This window comes from Pseudoroseomonas ludipueritiae (assembly GCF_014490445.1).
GTDB lineage: Bacteria > Pseudomonadota > Alphaproteobacteria > Acetobacterales > Acetobacteraceae > Pseudoroseomonas > Pseudoroseomonas ludipueritiae.
The window spans coordinates 1-14,772 of record NZ_JACTUZ010000115.1; the positions used below are offsets into that span (position 1 = coordinate 1).

14 protein-coding genes and 1 tRNA gene are annotated in these 14,772 nt (G+C 71.4%); 5 read left to right on the forward strand and 10 right to left on the reverse strand.

Translation table 11 applies throughout. From position 1 onward, the window contains the following. Both IBL25_RS19060 and IBL25_RS19065 read left to right on the forward strand, forming a co-directional pair. Positions 1 to 605: RsmB/NOP family class I SAM-dependent RNA methyltransferase (locus IBL25_RS19060; protein ID WP_187780104.1), on the forward strand; the 605-nt coding region annotated here is incomplete at its 5' end. Positions 606 to 769: 164 nt separating this feature from the next. Beyond that, entirely contained in the window at positions 770 to 1,549 is a 780-nt protein-coding gene (locus IBL25_RS19065; RefSeq protein WP_187780105.1) for a substrate-binding domain-containing protein, read from the forward strand. An 82-nt stretch (positions 1,550 to 1,631) separates the two neighbouring features. Here IBL25_RS19065 and IBL25_RS19070 read toward each other — a convergent pair whose 3' ends face one another. The 8 genes from IBL25_RS19070 to IBL25_RS19105 form a co-directional block, all read right to left on the reverse strand. Next, positions 1,632 to 2,765, reverse strand: coding sequence for an ABC transporter substrate-binding protein (locus IBL25_RS19070; RefSeq protein WP_187780106.1), 1,134 nt, complete (start codon positions 2,763 to 2,765; stop codon positions 1,632 to 1,634). 75 nt (positions 2,766 to 2,840) lie between these two features. Beyond that, on the reverse strand, positions 2,841 to 5,060 hold the full coding sequence (locus tag IBL25_RS19075; protein ID WP_187780107.1) for a TonB-dependent siderophore receptor: 2,220 nt from the start codon (positions 5,058 to 5,060) through the stop codon (positions 2,841 to 2,843). 256 nt (positions 5,061 to 5,316) lie between these two features. Further along, complete coding sequence (locus IBL25_RS19080) at positions 5,317 to 6,240, reverse strand: dihydrodipicolinate synthase family protein (RefSeq protein ID WP_187780108.1); 924 nt, start codon at positions 6,238 to 6,240, stop codon at positions 5,317 to 5,319. 102 nt (positions 6,241 to 6,342) lie between these two features. Beyond that, a complete protein-coding gene (locus IBL25_RS19085) occupies positions 6,343 to 7,662 on the reverse strand; it encodes a chloride channel protein (RefSeq protein ID WP_187780109.1) in 1,320 nt (439 codons plus the stop codon). A gap of 90 nt (positions 7,663 to 7,752) precedes the next feature. Continuing rightward, positions 7,753 to 8,742, reverse strand: coding sequence for an alpha/beta fold hydrolase (locus IBL25_RS19090; RefSeq protein ID WP_187780110.1), 990 nt, complete (start codon positions 8,740 to 8,742; stop codon positions 7,753 to 7,755). Positions 8,743 to 8,890: 148 nt separating this feature from the next. Beyond that, a complete protein-coding gene (locus tag IBL25_RS19095) occupies positions 8,891 to 9,196 on the reverse strand; it encodes an SWIB/MDM2 domain-containing protein (protein WP_120638211.1) in 306 nt (101 codons plus the stop codon). 118 nt (positions 9,197 to 9,314) lie between these two features. After that, complete coding sequence (locus IBL25_RS19100; RefSeq protein WP_187780111.1) at positions 9,315 to 10,283, reverse strand: SDR family oxidoreductase; 969 nt, start codon at positions 10,281 to 10,283, stop codon at positions 9,315 to 9,317. 134 nt (positions 10,284 to 10,417) lie between these two features. Next, a tRNA-Ala gene (locus IBL25_RS19105) sits at positions 10,418 to 10,493 on the reverse strand. A gap of 113 nt (positions 10,494 to 10,606) precedes the next feature. Between IBL25_RS19105 and IBL25_RS19110 the strand changes: the two genes are divergently transcribed. The 3 genes from IBL25_RS19110 to folD are packed head-to-tail and all read left to right on the forward strand — an operon-like array spanning position 10,607 to position 12,059. After that, a complete protein-coding gene (locus tag IBL25_RS19110; protein ID WP_187780112.1) occupies positions 10,607 to 10,900 on the forward strand; it encodes a YggT family protein in 294 nt (97 codons plus the stop codon). Continuing rightward, positions 10,879 to 11,208 carry a DUF167 domain-containing protein gene (locus tag IBL25_RS19115; RefSeq protein WP_187780113.1) on the forward strand — a complete coding sequence of 110 codons (330 nt, stop codon included), beginning with the start codon at positions 10,879 to 10,881 and terminating at the stop codon, positions 11,206 to 11,208. The genes IBL25_RS19110 and IBL25_RS19115 overlap by 22 nt, the downstream gene beginning before the upstream one ends. Beyond that, the gene (gene folD / locus IBL25_RS19120) at positions 11,205 to 12,059 is read left to right on the forward strand and encodes a bifunctional methylenetetrahydrofolate dehydrogenase/methenyltetrahydrofolate cyclohydrolase FolD (RefSeq protein ID WP_187780114.1); all 855 of its coding nucleotides are present in this window, start codon (positions 11,205 to 11,207) and stop codon (positions 12,057 to 12,059) included. The genes IBL25_RS19115 and folD overlap by 4 nt, the downstream gene beginning before the upstream one ends. A gap of 15 nt (positions 12,060 to 12,074) precedes the next feature. On the opposite strand, the gene IBL25_RS19125 is transcribed toward folD, so the two are convergent. Then, entirely contained in the window at positions 12,075 to 12,590 is a 516-nt protein-coding gene (locus IBL25_RS19125; protein ID WP_187780115.1) for a hypothetical protein, read from the reverse strand. 17 nt (positions 12,591 to 12,607) lie between these two features. Continuing rightward, a complete protein-coding gene (locus IBL25_RS19130) occupies positions 12,608 to 14,440 on the reverse strand; it encodes a transglycosylase domain-containing protein (RefSeq protein ID WP_238940532.1) in 1,833 nt (610 codons plus the stop codon). Positions 14,441 to 14,772 lie beyond the last annotated feature (332 nt).

A 14,772-nucleotide genomic window follows, 5' to 3' on the forward strand; every position in this document is an offset into this window, starting at 1 on the left:
CCCTGCCGGCCCGCCTGCTGGCCGCCCGCGCCGGTGAGCGCGTGGCCGACCTTTGCGCCGCCCCCGGCGGCAAGACCGCCCAGCTCGCCGCCACGGGGGCCGAGGTGGTGGCGGTGGAACGCGACCCCACCCGCATCCTGCGCCTGCGGGAGAACCTCGCGCGCCTCGGCCTCGATGCCCGGGTGGTGCAGGGGGATGCGACGGAATGGGACCCCGGCCACCGCTTCGACGCCATCCTGCTGGATGCGCCCTGTTCCGCCACCGGCACCATCCGCCGCCACCCGGACGTGCCCTACCTGAAGCGCCCGACCGATATCCCGACCCTGGCCGGGCTGCAGGGCCCGATGCTGGCCCATGCGGCCAAGCTGCTGGCGCCGGGCGGGCGGCTGGTCTTCGCCACCTGCTCCCTGCAACCGGAGGAAGGCGAGGCCCAGGCCGCCAACCCGCCCGCCGGGCTGCTGCCGGACCCCATCCGGCCGGAGGAAGTGCCGGGGCTGGAAGGCGCCATCACGCCAGAAGGCTGGCTGCGGACGCGGCCGGACCTCTGGGAAGAGCATGGCGGCATGGACGGGTTCTTCATGGCGCGCTTCCGCGCGGCGGAGTGAAGGCCAGGGGCGCTGCCCCTGGAGCCCCGCCGGGGTGGAAACTCCACCCCGGACCCCGCTTCGAATGGTTATAGCTGGGGCGGAAGAAGCGATAGCTCGCTGAAGAGAAGCCCCGATATCCTCCCCGCCGCGCCGGCACGAGACCGGTTGGAGGGAAGGCGTTCATGGCCAAGTTATCGCGTCGCCTGCTGCTGGCTGGGCTGGCGGCCCCGGTTGTGTCGCGCGCCGCGCGGGCGGCGGGGGTGGAGATCCATGTGCTCTCCTCCGGCAGCTTCACCGCCGCCTATCAGCGGCTGGCGCCGGAATTCGAGCGCCGCACCGGCCACCGTCTGGTCAGCGCCTTTGGGGCCTCCTTCGGCCCGGCGCCGGATGCGCTGCCGCAGCGCCTGGGGCGCGGGGAGCCGGCGGATGTGGTGCTGGCGCTGGAGGATGCGCTGGAGGCCCTGGCTGGTGCCGGGCACCTGGACGCGGGCAGCGTGACGCGGCTGGCGGAAACCCGCGTCGCCTTCGCGGTGCGCGCCGGCACGCCGAAGCCGGATATGTCCACGGTGGATGCCATGCGCGCCGCTTTGCTGGCGGCGCCGAGCATCGCCTATTCCCCCAGTGGTTCCGGCCGCTTCTATGAAACGGAACTGGTGCAGCGCCTCGGCATCGCGGAACAGGTGATGCCGAAGTCCCGCCGCTGGTTCCCGGACCGCATCGGTGCCGTGGTGGCGCGGGGCGATGCGGCCATGGGGTTGCAGCAGATCTCGGAACTGCTGCCGATCCCCGGCATCGAGGTAATCCGCATCCCGGAGGAGGTGCAGAAGGTCTCCTTCGCCTCCGCCGCATTGGGCCGCCGGGCGCAGCAGCCCGAGGCCGCGCGGCAGCTCATGACCTTCCTGAGTTCCCCCGAAGCCGCGCCCATGATTGCCGCGACCGGCCTGGACCCCATCCGCCGCTGAACGGATGGCGGGGCCTGGGGTGACCCTGTCACCCCAGCGGGGAAGGTCCGGAAGGGGCGGCGCCCCTTCTGGCCCCGCCCGGTCAGAGATCGACCCAGTAGGTCCCTTCCATCGGCACCGCCGCGAAGCGCTTGTTCATGGTCTCCAGCGTCCGCGCCGGGTCGATGCCCTCCGCGCGTTCGGGATGAATCCAGCGCAGCAGGGCCTCGATGGCGATCATATGCGTCGGGTTGTCGTTGCAGCCGTGCCAGATGGCATGGGCGCGGCCTTCGCGCACCGCCGTCAGGGCCTGGAGATGGGCGCCCTCCACCACCTCCCGCAGGCTGGCGCGGGCGGGGCCGGGCTGGACGCCCGCGCCCAGCAGCACGCCGCCGCGGCCGTTGTAGGAGCCGCCGGTGGCGACATAGACCTTCGGGTCCTGGTCCAGCACATATTCCAGCGTCAGCGGCCCGATGGCGCCGGGCAGCACATCGGCGCCGATATTGTGGCCGCCGGCCATGCGGATGAAGTCGTTGAAGGTGCCCTGGCCGGGGGAATTGCAGCAGGCGGTGCCGCCGGCATGGGCGTGCATCATCACACGTGGGGCGGCGTCGAGCCCGGCGGTGCGGGCGCGCACGCGGTCCAGCGTCTCGGCATAGAAGGCGGTGAAGGCGCTGGCCTGTTCCTCCCGCCCCAGCAGGCGGCCGAGGGCGGTCAGGCTGGGGATGGTGTCGCGGAGCGGGCTGGCGAAGAAATCCACCACCGCGAAGGGCAGCCCGGCATCGGAAAGGCTGCGCAGGATGGCGCTGTCTGGCCCGCCGCTGGCCTGCACCGCGTTGCGGCTGAGCAGCACGAGGTCGGCGCCGAGGGCCAGGATCTTCTCCACCGTGCCGGGGTCGGGCACCGTGGCGGCGCCGAGCACGGGCACGCTCTCCAGTGCCGGGAAGCGGTGGCGGTAGGCGGCGTATTCGGCCACGGCGCCGGTGCGCATGTCGCCGGTCCAGCCGGCCAGCAGGCTGGCGGGGTCGGGGTGCAGCAGGTTCAGCACGGCCAGTTGCCGGCCGGGCATGCAGACCACGCGCTGTGCCGGGCGGGGCAGGGTGACGCCGCGGCCCAGTAGGTCCTGGGCGCTGACGCTGCCCTGCGCGCGCGCGATGCCGGGCATGGCGAGGGGGGAGGCCAGCAGCGCCGCCAGCAGGGCGCGGCGGCCGGGCTGGCCGGCTTTGGTCTCGGTCATGCCGCTGATGCTCCTGGCTAGGGGGTCAATCTATCGCGCCGGCCCGGCGCCGCAAGGCAGCGCCGGGCCAGGGGCTCACCACTTGTAGCGCAGGCCCGCCAGCACCAGGCGCCGGTTGCCGAAGTAGCAGGCATCGGCGGAGGAGCAGGAGGCGACGTAATCCTTGTCCCCGATATTGGAGACATTGAGCGTGAGCTGCGCGCCCTTCAGGTCTTCCCGCAGCGCGCCGAGGTCGTAGCGGATGGCGGCGTCGAAGAGGGTGAAGGAGGAGACGTGGAAGCTGTTGGTCTCGTCCCCCGGCGTCTTGCCGATGTAGCGGACACCCGCGCCGAGGCCGAGGCCGCGCAGCGGGCCGTCGGTGAAGCGATAATCGGCCCAGGCGCTGGCGGAATGCTTGGGCACCTGCGGCACCGCCTTGCCGGTGACGCCGGCGGTGGTGCTCTCCGTCACCTCGGCATCGGTGTAGGCATAGGCGGCGATGAGGTCGAGATTGTCGTTGAGGCTGGCACGTCCTTCCAGCTCGATGCCGCGGGAGCGGATCTCGCCGGTCTGGATGGAGTAGGTGGTGGCCGCCGGGTCGGGCGTCAGCACGTCCTGCTGCCGGATCTGGAAGGCGGCGAGCTGGATGTAGCTGTTGAAGCCGTTCGGCTGGAACTTGATGCCAGCCTCGTACTGCTCGCCCGTGGTGGGGTCGAAGGGCGCGCCGCCGCGCGCGGGGGAATAGGTGCCGCTATTGGGCAGGAAGGAGGTGGCGTAGCTGGCATAGGGCGCCAGGCCATTGTCGAAGAGGTAGAGCGCGCCGACGCGCCAGGTGAAGGCGCTGTCTTCCTGGCTGGCGCTGCGGCCGGTGGCGCGCGTCACCGTCTCGCTGGTGGCGAAGTCCTGCCGCAGGCCCAGCGTCAGCCGCAGCTTGCCCAGCGCAATCTGGTCCTGGGCATAGAAGCCGAGCTGGTCCTGGATCTGGGTGGTGGTGGCCAGCGTGGGCTCGGGGAAGTCCAGGCCATAGCTGGGCGAGAAGATATCGAGCGCATAGGCGGGGGAAAGGCCGGCATTGCCCAGCCGCCGCTTGGCCGAGGAACGGCCCCAGTCGATGCCGAAGAGCATCGTGTGGTCCATCGGCCCGGTGCTGAAGGTGGCCTGCGCCTGGTTGTCCAGCGCGAAGGTATCGGCATGCTCGATGGAATGGACGATGGAGCGCGAGAGGGTGCGCTGGTTGGTCGCCAGCGCGCGGCCGCTGATCGCCTTGAACTCGGCGTCGATATGCTGGTAGCGGAAATTCTGCCGGAAGGTCCAGGTCTCGTCGAAGCGGTGCTCCAGCTGGTAGCCGATCGAGGCCAGGCGGCGCTGGAACAGATTGTAGTTGGGATCGCCCGAGAAGAAGCTGCTGGGCAGCCGCCGGCCGAAGCGGTTGGGCAGCACGGTGCCGACGGCGGGGGCGAAGTTGTAGAAGCCGCCATCAGGCTCGTACTGGTAATTGCCCAGCACGGTCAGCGTGGTATCGGCCGTGGGCCGCCAGGTGATGGCGGGGGCGACGGCGATGCGGCTTTCCTTGTTGTAGTCGTATTGCGTCTCGGCGATGCGGCCGATGCCGGTCAGGCGGTAGAGGAACTGGCCATCCTCCGTCAGCTTGCCGCCGAAGTCGAAGGCGGTCTGCAGCAGGGAATGACTGCCGGCCTCCAGCCGCACCTCATGCACCGCTTCCTCGGTCGGGCGGCGGCTGACCAGGTTGACGATGCCGCCCGAGCCGGTCTGGCCATAAAGCACCGAGGCCGGGCCGCGCAGCACCTCGATCCGCTCCAGCAGCCAGGGATCGACGGTGGGGATGGCGTAGGAAATGCCGCGCTGCTGCCGCAGCCCATCGAGGAAGTTCACATAAGCGGCGCTGGTGCCCTGGCCGCCGAAGCCGCGCACGAAGACGCTGTCGTAGCGCGAGGTGGGCCGCACTTCCGGCAGCACGCCGGCGGTGTAGCGCAGCGCCTGGGAGACATTGAGCGCGCCCTGGTCGTCGATCTGGTCGCGCGTGACGATGCCCACGGATTGCGGCGTCTCGATCAGCGGCGTGTCGGTCTTGGTGCCGGTGGTGGTCAGCGGCGCCACATAGCCTTCCACCGGCTGCCAGGCGCGCCAGGCGGTGGCCTGTACGTTGACCTCGGGCAGCACCAGGGTGCCGGCGGGCGTTTCTTCCGGCAGGGTCAGCGGCGCGGCCGTGCTCTCCTGGGCCGAGGCGGGCAAGGCCAGCAGCAGGCTGCTGAGCGCCGTGGTCGCCAGCGCCAGATCACGCCCCCGTGGCGCCATTCTCCAGGAGATCATTGCCATACCGCGCTGCCTCTGCGTCATCTGGTTACTGATGCGAATGCGAATGCATCGCATCTACACCAATGGGCGCGCGGGCCAAACCCCAAGCTTGGCGGAAGACGCATAAATATGGCGGAGACGGCAGGGGCCCTGGATTTCCGCCAGACGCCCCAGGCTGGATGACAACCCACAGCGGGGTCCGGGGTGGACTTTCCACCCCGGCGGGGTTCCAGGGGCGGCGCCCCTGGCCTTGCCTTCAGGCCGCGGCCGCGCCCGCCATCATGCCCCATTCCTTCAGCAGCGCTTCCAGCTTGGCGGCGCTTTCCGGCGCCAGCGGCCAGGCGGCCGGCGGGCGGGCATGGCCGACATCGATGCCGGTCAGCGTCAGCGCCGACTTCACCACGGAGACATTGGTGCCGTTTTGCTCTTCCGCGCGCAGGGCCTCAAAGGTCTCGATGCCGGCGATGGTGCTGTTGGCGGTGGCGTAGTCGCCGCGCGCGAGCGCATCGCGGATGGTGACGGAGCGTTCCGGCAGCAGGTTGATCAGGCCGGAGGTGAAGCCCTTGGCGCCGACCGCGGTCATCGGCGGCGCCCAGGGCTCGGCCAGGCCGCAGACGAAGTTGATGTCGGGCCCGACGCGGTGGATGGCCTTGGCCAGGGTCATGACATTGGGCGTGGCCCATTTCACGCCGGCGACGCCGGGGATGCGGCAGAGCTGCTCGATGGCCGGCAGGCCGATGCTGTCGTTGCGCAGGTAGAGCACCACGGGCAGGCCGGCGGCATCCGCCACGCGCCGCACGTATTCCACCACGCCGCGCGGGGCCACGAAGGGATCGGGCGGCTGGTGGATCATGATGGCGTCGCAGCCATCGGCCTTGGCGCGGGAGGCCAGGTGCACCGCATCCTTGATGGAGCGGCCGACGCCCGCGATGGTCAGCGTCCGGCCGCCGATCAGCGCCGGCACCTCGGCCTGCATGCGCTCGGCCTCGGCCATGGTCAGGCCGTAGAATTCGCTGGTATTGCCGTTGATGGTCAGGCCATCGACGCCGGCCTGGGCGCAGCGGTCGATGATGGGCTTCAGGCGCTGCGGCTGCGGCGTGTCGCTGGCATCGAGCGGCGTGACCAGGATGCCGGAAATGCCGGAGAGGGCTTTCCGCGCGCGTTCGGGAAGGGCGGTCATGATTCTGTTTCCTCCGGGAGGATGTCCCTGGGCAGCGCCGGGCGCCGCCGCAAATCTGCTATAGCAGTTTATTGGCGCGGGCTTCAACGCCGCGCTGCATGGTCAATGCGGCCCGGCCATGAAGCGCCGCGCCATGGTGGCATAAAGCGGCCGGCGGCAGACGAGGCGGGAAGCCGCGAAGCCGATCAGCGCCGCGCCCATCAGCGGCACGGCCATGCCGTGGTTGCCGGTCATTTCCAGCACAATGACGCCGGCGGTGATAGGCGCCTGCACCACGCCCGAGAAATAGGCCACCATGCCCAGCAGCACCACCGCATCCGCCGGCGCGCCGGGCAGCAGCGCCCCCAGCCAGTGCCCAATGCCGGCTCCTACTGAAAGGGAAGGAGCAAAAATGCCGCCGGGGATGCCGCTGAGATAGGAGACGACGGTGGCCAGCAGCTTCCAGAAGGCGAAGCTTTCCGGCACGCCGGGCTGGCCTTCCACCAGCAGCTTCGCCTGCTCATAGCCCGTGCCGTAGCTGGTGCCGCCCGAGGCCAGGCCGATCAGCGCGATCAGCAGCCCGCAGCCGGCGGCGAAGAGCACGGGGTGGCGCAGCGCCACCTGCTTCACCGCGCCCGGCAGCAGGCGGGGGATATGGATGAGCATGGAGGAAAAGAGCCCGCCGGCCAGCCCGCCCAGCAGGCCGCAGAGCGGCACCGCCACCCAGGCCAGGCCCATCTCCAGCCGCGCCGTGCTTTGCCCGAAATAGATGTAGTTGCCGACCAGCCCGATGGCGGTCAGGCCGGCGATCACCACCGCCGTCAGGGTCAGGCTGCCGGTGCGCGCCTTGAAGGAGGAATGGGAGAGTTCCTCGATGGCGAAGACCAGCCCGGCCAGCGGCGTGTTGAAGGCGGCCGCCACGCCGGCGCCGCCGCCGGCCAGCACCAGCAGGCGCAGCAGCTCCGGCCGCGGCAGGCGCTGCCATCGCCCCAGCGCGTGCATGATGGAGGCGCCGACCTGCACGGTGGGGCCTTCCCGCCCGATGGAGGCGCCGCCGAGCAGGCCCAGCAGCAGCAGCAGCACCTTGCCCGCCGCGATGCGCAGCGTCAGCAGCCGCCCGGCGCGCGCGGGGTCCTGGATATGCAGCGCCGCGATCACCTGCGGGATGCCGCTGCCCTGGGCGCCGGGAAAGAAACGCTGCGTCAGCCAAAGGGAAAGCGCCAGCGCCCCCGGGGCCAGCAGCAGGACCAGCAGCGGCTGCCAGGCCACCATGCGGGAGAAGAGGTGCTGCGCCTGCTCCGCCGCCGCCGCGAAACCCACCGCCACCACCCCCACCAGCGCCGCGCCCAGCCAGAAGACCAGCCGCCGCCGCCACTGGCGCGGCGAGAGCAGCGGCAGGCGGCGCAGCCGGCGGCGGTTGAAGGAGGGACGGTCCGGCCTCATGCGGCATCATCTTCCTGGCTGGGGGAAGCGCCACACTGTGCCCCTGAAACCGCCAGCGCAATGCATGGCCGGCATGCCGCCGCCCCGCGCTCAGCCAGGCGGCGGTGGCGCGGCGGCGGATTCGACGGCCTCGGCCACGGCCCCGGTATGGGTGTGGTGGATCATGTGGCCGGCATCCTCCAGCGGCAGGAAGCGGCTCCGGGGCAGGCGGCGGTGCAGGGCGGCGGATTGCCTGGCGGTATCCACGATGCGGTCCCCGGTGCCGGCCATGATGGTAACGGGCAGGTCCAGCCCGCCGTAATGCGGGGACAGGGCGGCGGCGCTCGGGATCATCAGCGCGGTGTCGCCGCCGCTGGCGCGCAGGCTGCCGGGCCGCAGCACGAGTTCGGTGGGAAAGCCGATGCGGAAGCCCTGGGTGATGTGCCGGGGGGCGAAGAGGCGGCGCAGCAGCGCCGGCAGCAGCGGCCGGTTGAGCAGCGGCGCCACGGTATGGCTCAGCAGGTCCCCCAGCAGCGGAAGGGCCAGCAGGGAAGGCGGCAGCACATCCGGCCGTGGCTGGGGCAGCGCATAGCCGCCCAGCAGCACCAGAGCCCCGGCGCCGCCGCGCAGTGCCATGGCCAGCGCCACCAGCACGCCCCAGGAATGGCCCACCAGCACCGGCTTCGCGATGCCGAGCTGCCGCAGCGCCGCCAGCAGCAGCTCCGCCTGGGCATCGGCGCTCCAGACACGGCCGCGCGGGCGCGGGGTATAGCCGAAGCCCGGACGGTCGAAGGCGATGACGCGGTGCCGTGCCGCCAGGCGATCCATCAGCCCGCTGGCGGCGAAATCCTCGGCCATGGCGCCATTGCCATGCACCAGCACCACCACCGGCGCGCCAGGGTCGCCTTGCTCCAGGTAATGCAGGTCGAGTCCCTCAACCCGCAGGAAGCGCCCCCGGGGCGGGTGGCGCCGCTCCGCCGCGCGGCTGGCGGCGTGGTTGAACAGCGCCATGGCACCCAGCGCCACCGCCGCGCCCAGCAGCAGGGCGCCGGTGCGCGTGGCGGGAGGAGGAGAGGGGGCGGGAGAAGGGAAGATTGGCATCGGTCCGGGCGGCAGGGGGCCACCCGCCGGGCCGGAACGCCGGCCGCGGCGCGAGGGGGCGCCGGGCACGGAGGAGGGGGGACGGGTGCGACCACGTCCCAACGCCGGCAGGTGGCGGGGGTTGCCCGCCGCGCCGCCGGTGGCCGGCTTACTTCAGATGGGCCGCCAGGTGCTTGTTCATCTCGAACATGGTCACCTTGTCCTTGCCGAAGACCTTCTTCAGCTTGTCGTCGGCCAGGATCTCACGCCGGTTCTCCGGGTTCTGCAGATCCTTGGACTTGATGTATTCCCACACCTTGCTGACGACCTCGCCACGCGGCAGGGGGCCTTCGCCCACCACCGCCGCCAGCTCCGCGGAGGGCTTCAGCGGCGTTTGCAGCGCATTGGGCTTGTTGCCCGGCTTAGCCGGCTTGACGGTGGCCTTCTTGTCCTGTCCTGCCGATTTCGCAGCCATTGAACGCTCCTGAGAACGGGTTGGGGTCTGGGCCCTGCGGGAAGCATGGTGCAGAGCCCGTTGAGTGGCAAGACGAGCCTGGAGCCCGGCGTTCAATACCGCCTGCGCCGGGCTTCCTTCAGCGCCGGGCGTAGCGGCGGTCCAGGCTGACCAGCACCAGGGCGCAGCCGGCCAGCAGACCCAGCCCGAGCATGCGCTGGCGGGAGGACCGCAGCCCGCCATCGATCCGCCCGCCGTCCGCCGGCGGGGCGAAGAGATTGCCGTCGGTGACCGGCGCGCCGCGCGCGCGGCGGAAATAGGCGGCCATGAAGCGCGCCATCAGCCGCGTGGTCCAGTTGGGTGCCAGCAGATGTGCCAGCCGCGTGGCATCGGCCACCCAGCCCACCGTGGTGGTGGGCTTCGGCGCGTGCGAGAGGCGCACGATGGCGGCGGCCACCCGCCGGGCGTCATAGACCGGCGGCGGGGCGGACAGGGCGCGCCCGGTGTAATTGGCGCCATGCCGCAGGCCCGGCGTGTCGATGAAGGCGGGGTAGACATCGCAGACATGGATGCCGGGGTGGTCCGCCAGCTCGGCGCGCAGGGCCTCCGAAAAGCCGCGCAACCCGAACTTGCTGGCCGAATAGGCGGCCGCGAAGGGCGCCGCCGCGAAGCCGCCCAGCGAGATCATGTTGATGAAGATGCCCCGCCCCTGGCGCAGGAAATGCGGGATGGCGGCATGGGCATCGTGCATGTGGCCGAGCAGGTTGGCGCGGATCACCTGCTCATGCGCCCGCATCGGCGTGTCGTGGTAGCGGCCGACCGCGCCGACGCCGACATTGCTGACCCAGACATCGATCCGCCCGCCGAAGCCGCGCGCCCGCACCGCCAGCCGCTCCACCGCCTCGGGGTCGGTCACATCGGTGGGCACGGCGATGACATCGGCGCCCAGGGACCGGCAACGGGCCGCGACCTCCTCCAGCGCCCGCTCGCCCCGCGCCGCCAGCACCAGCCGGGCGCCGTCGCGCGCGAAGGCTTCCGCCGTGGCCTGTCCGATGCCGCTGGAGGCCCCGGTGATCACCACCACGGGGCTGCCGAGCCTGTCCGCCATTCCGCCTCACTCCTGTTGCGGTCTGTGCAGAACAGGCCGGCGGGGCATGAGTTGCTGCGAGACGGCAAAGGCCATGGCGCCGGCGACGAGGCCGGGTGGAAATCTGGGGATATCTCTGTGGATAGCGGGTGCGGTGGTGGAGCCGAGGGGAATCGAACCCCTGACCTCCTCATTGCGAACGAGGCGCTCTACCAACTGAGCTACGGCCCCGCACTCTCGCGAGGCCCGGCTTATTGCCTGTGGCACAAGACCTGTCAAGCGGTGCTTGCCGCAATGGCCCCGGCTCCGTAGATGAAGGCGGACTGCGGGATGAAGGAGAGGCAATGTACGCACTGTTCTGGCTGATCGATCAGCTCATCGGGCTCTACGTATGGGCGTTGATCATCGCCGCGGTGTTCAGCCTGCTGGTGTCCTTCAACGTGCTGGACACCCGTAACCGCTTCGTGTGGACCGTGGGGGACTTCCTCTACAAGGTGACGGAGCCGGCGCTGCGGCCCATCCGCCGCTTCATGCCCGACCTTGGCGGCATCGACCTGTCGCCGATGATCCTGATCCTGCTGCTCTACGCGCTGCGGATCTTCCTCTGGCAGACGCTGTGGCCGCTGCTGGCCGGCTGAATGCCGCCCAAGCCTGGCGGGCGGTGGCGGATGGGGTGGAGCTGCGCGTCAAGGCGCAGCCCCGCGCCCGTCGCCCCGGCCTGCAGGGCCTGGTCTGCTCGGCCGATGGCCCGCGCCTGAAGCTGGCGGTGAACGAGGCGCCGGAGGATGGGCGGGCCAACCGCGCCATCTGCGCGCTGCTGGCCGGGGCGCTGCATGTCCCCCCTTCGCGGATCGCGGTGGTGCAGGGGGCGGCCTCGCGGGAAAAGACCTGCCACATCGCCGGCGACCCCGCCGCATTGCTGAAGACACTGGAGAATCTGGCATGAGCGCACGCATCATCGACGGCAAGGCGGTGGCGGCCGACCTGCGCGCCCGGCTGGCGGAGCGCGTGCGCATCCTCGGCTTCGCCCCCGGCCTGCGGGTGGTGCGGGTGGGGGACGACCCGGCCAGCGGCGTTTATGTCCGCAACAAGGACCGCGCGGCGCAGCAGGCCGGCTTCAACAGCGCCACGCTGCAGCTGCCCGAGACCACCAGCGAGGCCGAATTGCTGGCCGTGGTGGCCGAGCTGAATGCCGACCCGGAGGTGGACGGCATCCTGGTGCAGCTTCCCTTGCCGAAGCAGATCCATGCCGATGCCGTGCTGCGCGCCATCGACCCGGCCAAGGACGTGGATGGCTTCCACCCGGTGAATGCCGGCCTGCTGGCCACCGGCCAGCCGGCGCTGGTGCCCTGCACGCCCAAGGGCGTGATGCACCTGCTGCGCGCCGCCGGCACGGCGCCGCGCGGGGCGCGGGCGGTGGTGCTGGGCCGCTCCAACATTGTGGGCAAGCCCATGGCGGCGCTGCTGCTGGCGGCGGATGCGACGGTGACGGTGGTGCATTCCCGTACCCAGAACCTCGCCGCCGAATGCCGCCGGGCGGAGATCCTGGTGGCGGCCGTGGGCCGGCCGGAAATGGTGCGCGGCGACTGGGTGGCGGAAGGCGCCACGGTGATCGATGTCGGCATCAACCGCCTGCCCACGGGCAAGCTGGTGGGCGACGTGGCCTTTGCCGAGGCCTCGGCCCATGCCGGGGCCATCACCCCGGTGCCGGGTGGCGTCGGCCCCATGACCATCGCCTGCCTGCTGGAGAATACGCTGGAAGCCGCCATCGCCCGCCGCGGCATAGCCGCCGGCTGAGGAAGGCCGGGGCGCTCAGGCCGCCGGCAGCAGCAGCCGGGTGCCCTCGCCGGCGCTCTCGGCGCCGATGCCGGCCTCGGCCAGCGCCGCCTCGCTGCCCTCGGGCAGCGGCCAGTTGACCTCCAGCACGGTGCCTTCCAGCCGCGCCTTCGGGGGGGTGCTGCGCGGCAGCGCCTTGGCTCCGGTGAAGGCCTCCACCAGCGCCAGGTCCACCGCCGGGCGGCGCGGCGCCACCGTGGCGGTGGCGGGCTTCTCCACCGCCAGCGGCCGCCCCACCACCAGGGCGAGCAAGGGCTGCACCGTGCCGAGGAAGCGGCCGGAATCCACCGGCGAATGCTCTTCCGGCCGGCCCAGTCGCAGAAAGGCGCGCACCAGCGCCTCCATGTCATGGGCGGCCTGGGCGGCGCGGCCCAGCCGGATGGCGGCCTTGTCCTCCGGTGGCAGGCTGGCCAGCACGCTGTCCATGTTGGCCTGCATCACCATCACCATGTTGTTCACGGCGTGCTGCATCGGCCGGGCCAGACCTGCCATGACGTCGCCTGCTTCCTTCAACCGCCCATCTCCTCAACAATGTCTCTGAACAGCCGGGCCGGCAGACCGCCGCCCTGCACCTCATCCATAGGGCTGGCATTGTCGTTGCCCAGCCAGATCCCGATCACCCAGCGCCCGGCGATGCCGACAAACCAGGCATCGCGGAAATCCTGCGTGGTGCCGGTCTTGCCGCCGACACGCTGGCCGCGCACCGCCGCCGCATGGCCGGTGCCACGCTCCACCACCGCGTTCAGCATGCGGCGCATCTCGCCCGCATGCGCGGCCGAGATCACCCGCTGCGGCGCCGTCAGCGGCACCGCCAGCACGCGGCCGGAACCCTCCGCCCGCGCGATTCCGTGGGGCGTCACCCGCAGCCCCCCATTCGCGAAGGCGGCATAGCCGGTGACGAGGTCCAGCAGCGTCACCTCCGCCGTGCCGAGCGCCAGGGAGGCATCGTTGGAAAAGCGCCCATGCACGCCCAGCCGTTCCGCCACCGCCGCCACCGGCTTCGCGCCGCCCGCCACCAGCAGCACCCGCACGGCGGCGGTGTTGATGCTGTGCGCCAGCGCATCCTCCAGCGACACTTCGCCCCGGGCCCGCCACCGGCCATTGCCCGGGGACCAGCCGCCCAGGTTCAGCGGCAGGTCCGAGACGGTGCTGGAGGGGCTCAGCCCCTGTTCCAGTGCCGTCAGCCAGACAAAAGGCTTGAAAGCCGATCCGGGTTGCCTCCGCGCGGTGGTGGCGCGGTTGAAAGGGCTCTGGCGGTAGTCGCGGCCGCCCACCATGGCGCGCACGGCGCCGTCGCTGGCCTGCAGCACCAGCACCGCGCCCTGGCTGGCATGCGCCGCCGCGCCAGGGCCGGAGAGCAGGGCATCGAGGCGCTTCTCCACCACCGCCTGCAGCTTCAGGTCCAGCGTGGTGCGCAACTCCAGGTCGCCGCTGCCGGGAAAGCTTTCGGCCAGGTCGTCCTGCACCCAGTCGGCGAACCAGCCGGCATCGCCCGAGGGGCGCGGCGGCAGGGTCATCTTCTCGGCTTCCTGGCGCGCGCGGCTTTCGGTGATCAGCCCGGCGGCGGCCATGGCCTCCAGCACCTCGGTGCCGCGGCGGATGGCGGCATCGGGGGCGGCGCGCGGGTTGTAGCGGGACGGCGCCTTGGGCAGCCCGGCCAGGATCGCCGCCTGCCACAGTGTCACCTTGCGCGCCGGCACGCCGAAATACAGCCGCGCCGCCGCATCCACCCCATAGGCCCCGGCGCCGAGGTAGACGCGGTTGAGGTAGATCTCCAGCAACTGGTCCTTGGTGAAGCGGCTTTCCAGCCAGAGCGCCAGCAGGGCTTCCTGCACCTTGCGGCGCATGTTGCGCTCCGGCGTCAGGAACAGGTTTTTTGCCAATTGCTGCGTCAGCGTGGAGCCGCCCTGCACCACGCGGCCGGCGCGCCAGTTGACGACGGCGGCCCGCGCCAGCCCGATCGGGTCCAGGCCGAAATGGCTGCGGAAGCGGCGGTCCTCCACCGCCATCAGCGCGCCGGGCACATAGGCCGGCAGATCGGCCAGCCGCACGCGCTCCCCATACAGGTCGCCGCTGGTGGCCAGCAGGCGGCCATCGGCGGCTTCCAGCGTCACGGAAGGGCGGCGGGTGGCGACCAGGGCCGCTTCCGGCCGCGGCAGGTCCCAGGTGAAGAAGACCAGCGCCAGCCCGAGGCTGACCCCGCCCCAGACCGTCAGCAACACCAGCAGGCGGAACAGGCGCAGCAACCCGCCACGCCGGGGCGCAATGCGCGGAGGCTTGGCGGAGGCGGCTGGCAGGGAAGGCGCCATGCCGGGCGGGGCATGGGCCGAAAGGCGGCGCATGCGGTATCCTACCACCGTATGTTGCCTGGCATGACGGGCGCATTCATGGAAGTTGCAATTTTTGACAGGCCGCGCCGGAAGCATTGCGCCGGAAAGGCGGCCTGCCGCCGGTTCAGGGCTGGAGGTGCGGGATGAGATGGCGCGCGGCAGGCGCGATGATATGGCTGGGCCTGCTGGCGGCGACCCCGGCGCTGGCGCAGGCCGAGGCGCCGCCGGATAGCCCGCGCTGCCGGCAGCAATGCGGCGCCGTGCTGCCCCGGCGCATCGACAACCCGCGCGAGGTGCAGTCCTGCCTGATCCGCTGCCAGGCGCTGGAGCGGCCGCAGCCCCCC

What these genes read in the sequence shown, in the direction of transcription:
- IBL25_RS19085 (WP_187780109.1), bottom strand. Translation starts at nt 7,662, where the DNA reads ATGAGGCCGGACCGTCCCTCCTTCAACCGCCGCCGGCTGCGCCGCCTG.
- IBL25_RS19130 (WP_238940532.1), bottom strand. Translation starts at nt 14,440, where the DNA reads ATGCGCCGCCTTTCGGCCCATGCCCCGCCCGGCATGGCGCCTTCCCTG.
- IBL25_RS19100 (WP_187780111.1), bottom strand. Translation starts at nt 10,283, where the DNA reads ATGGCGGACAGGCTCGGCAGCCCCGTGGTGGTGATCACCGGGGCCTCC.
- folD (WP_187780114.1), top strand. Translation starts at nt 11,205, where the DNA reads ATGAGCGCACGCATCATCGACGGCAAGGCGGTGGCGGCCGACCTGCGC.
- IBL25_RS19070 (WP_187780106.1), bottom strand. Translation starts at nt 2,765, where the DNA reads ATGACCGAGACCAAAGCCGGCCAGCCCGGCCGCCGCGCCCTGCTGGCG.
- IBL25_RS19065 (WP_187780105.1), top strand. Translation starts at nt 770, where the DNA reads ATGGCCAAGTTATCGCGTCGCCTGCTGCTGGCTGGGCTGGCGGCCCCG.
- IBL25_RS19090 (WP_187780110.1), bottom strand. Translation starts at nt 8,742, where the DNA reads ATGCCAATCTTCCCTTCTCCCGCCCCCTCTCCTCCTCCCGCCACGCGC.
- IBL25_RS19125 (WP_187780115.1), bottom strand. Translation starts at nt 12,590, where the DNA reads ATGGCAGGTCTGGCCCGGCCGATGCAGCACGCCGTGAACAACATGGTG.
- IBL25_RS19110 (WP_187780112.1), top strand. Translation starts at nt 10,607, where the DNA reads ATGTACGCACTGTTCTGGCTGATCGATCAGCTCATCGGGCTCTACGTA.
- IBL25_RS19080 (WP_187780108.1), bottom strand. Translation starts at nt 6,240, where the DNA reads ATGACCGCCCTTCCCGAACGCGCGCGGAAAGCCCTCTCCGGCATTTCC.
- IBL25_RS19095 (WP_120638211.1), bottom strand. Translation starts at nt 9,196, where the DNA reads ATGGCTGCGAAATCGGCAGGACAGGACAAGAAGGCCACCGTCAAGCCG.
- IBL25_RS19075 (WP_187780107.1), bottom strand. Translation starts at nt 5,060, where the DNA reads ATGGCGCCACGGGGGCGTGATCTGGCGCTGGCGACCACGGCGCTCAGC.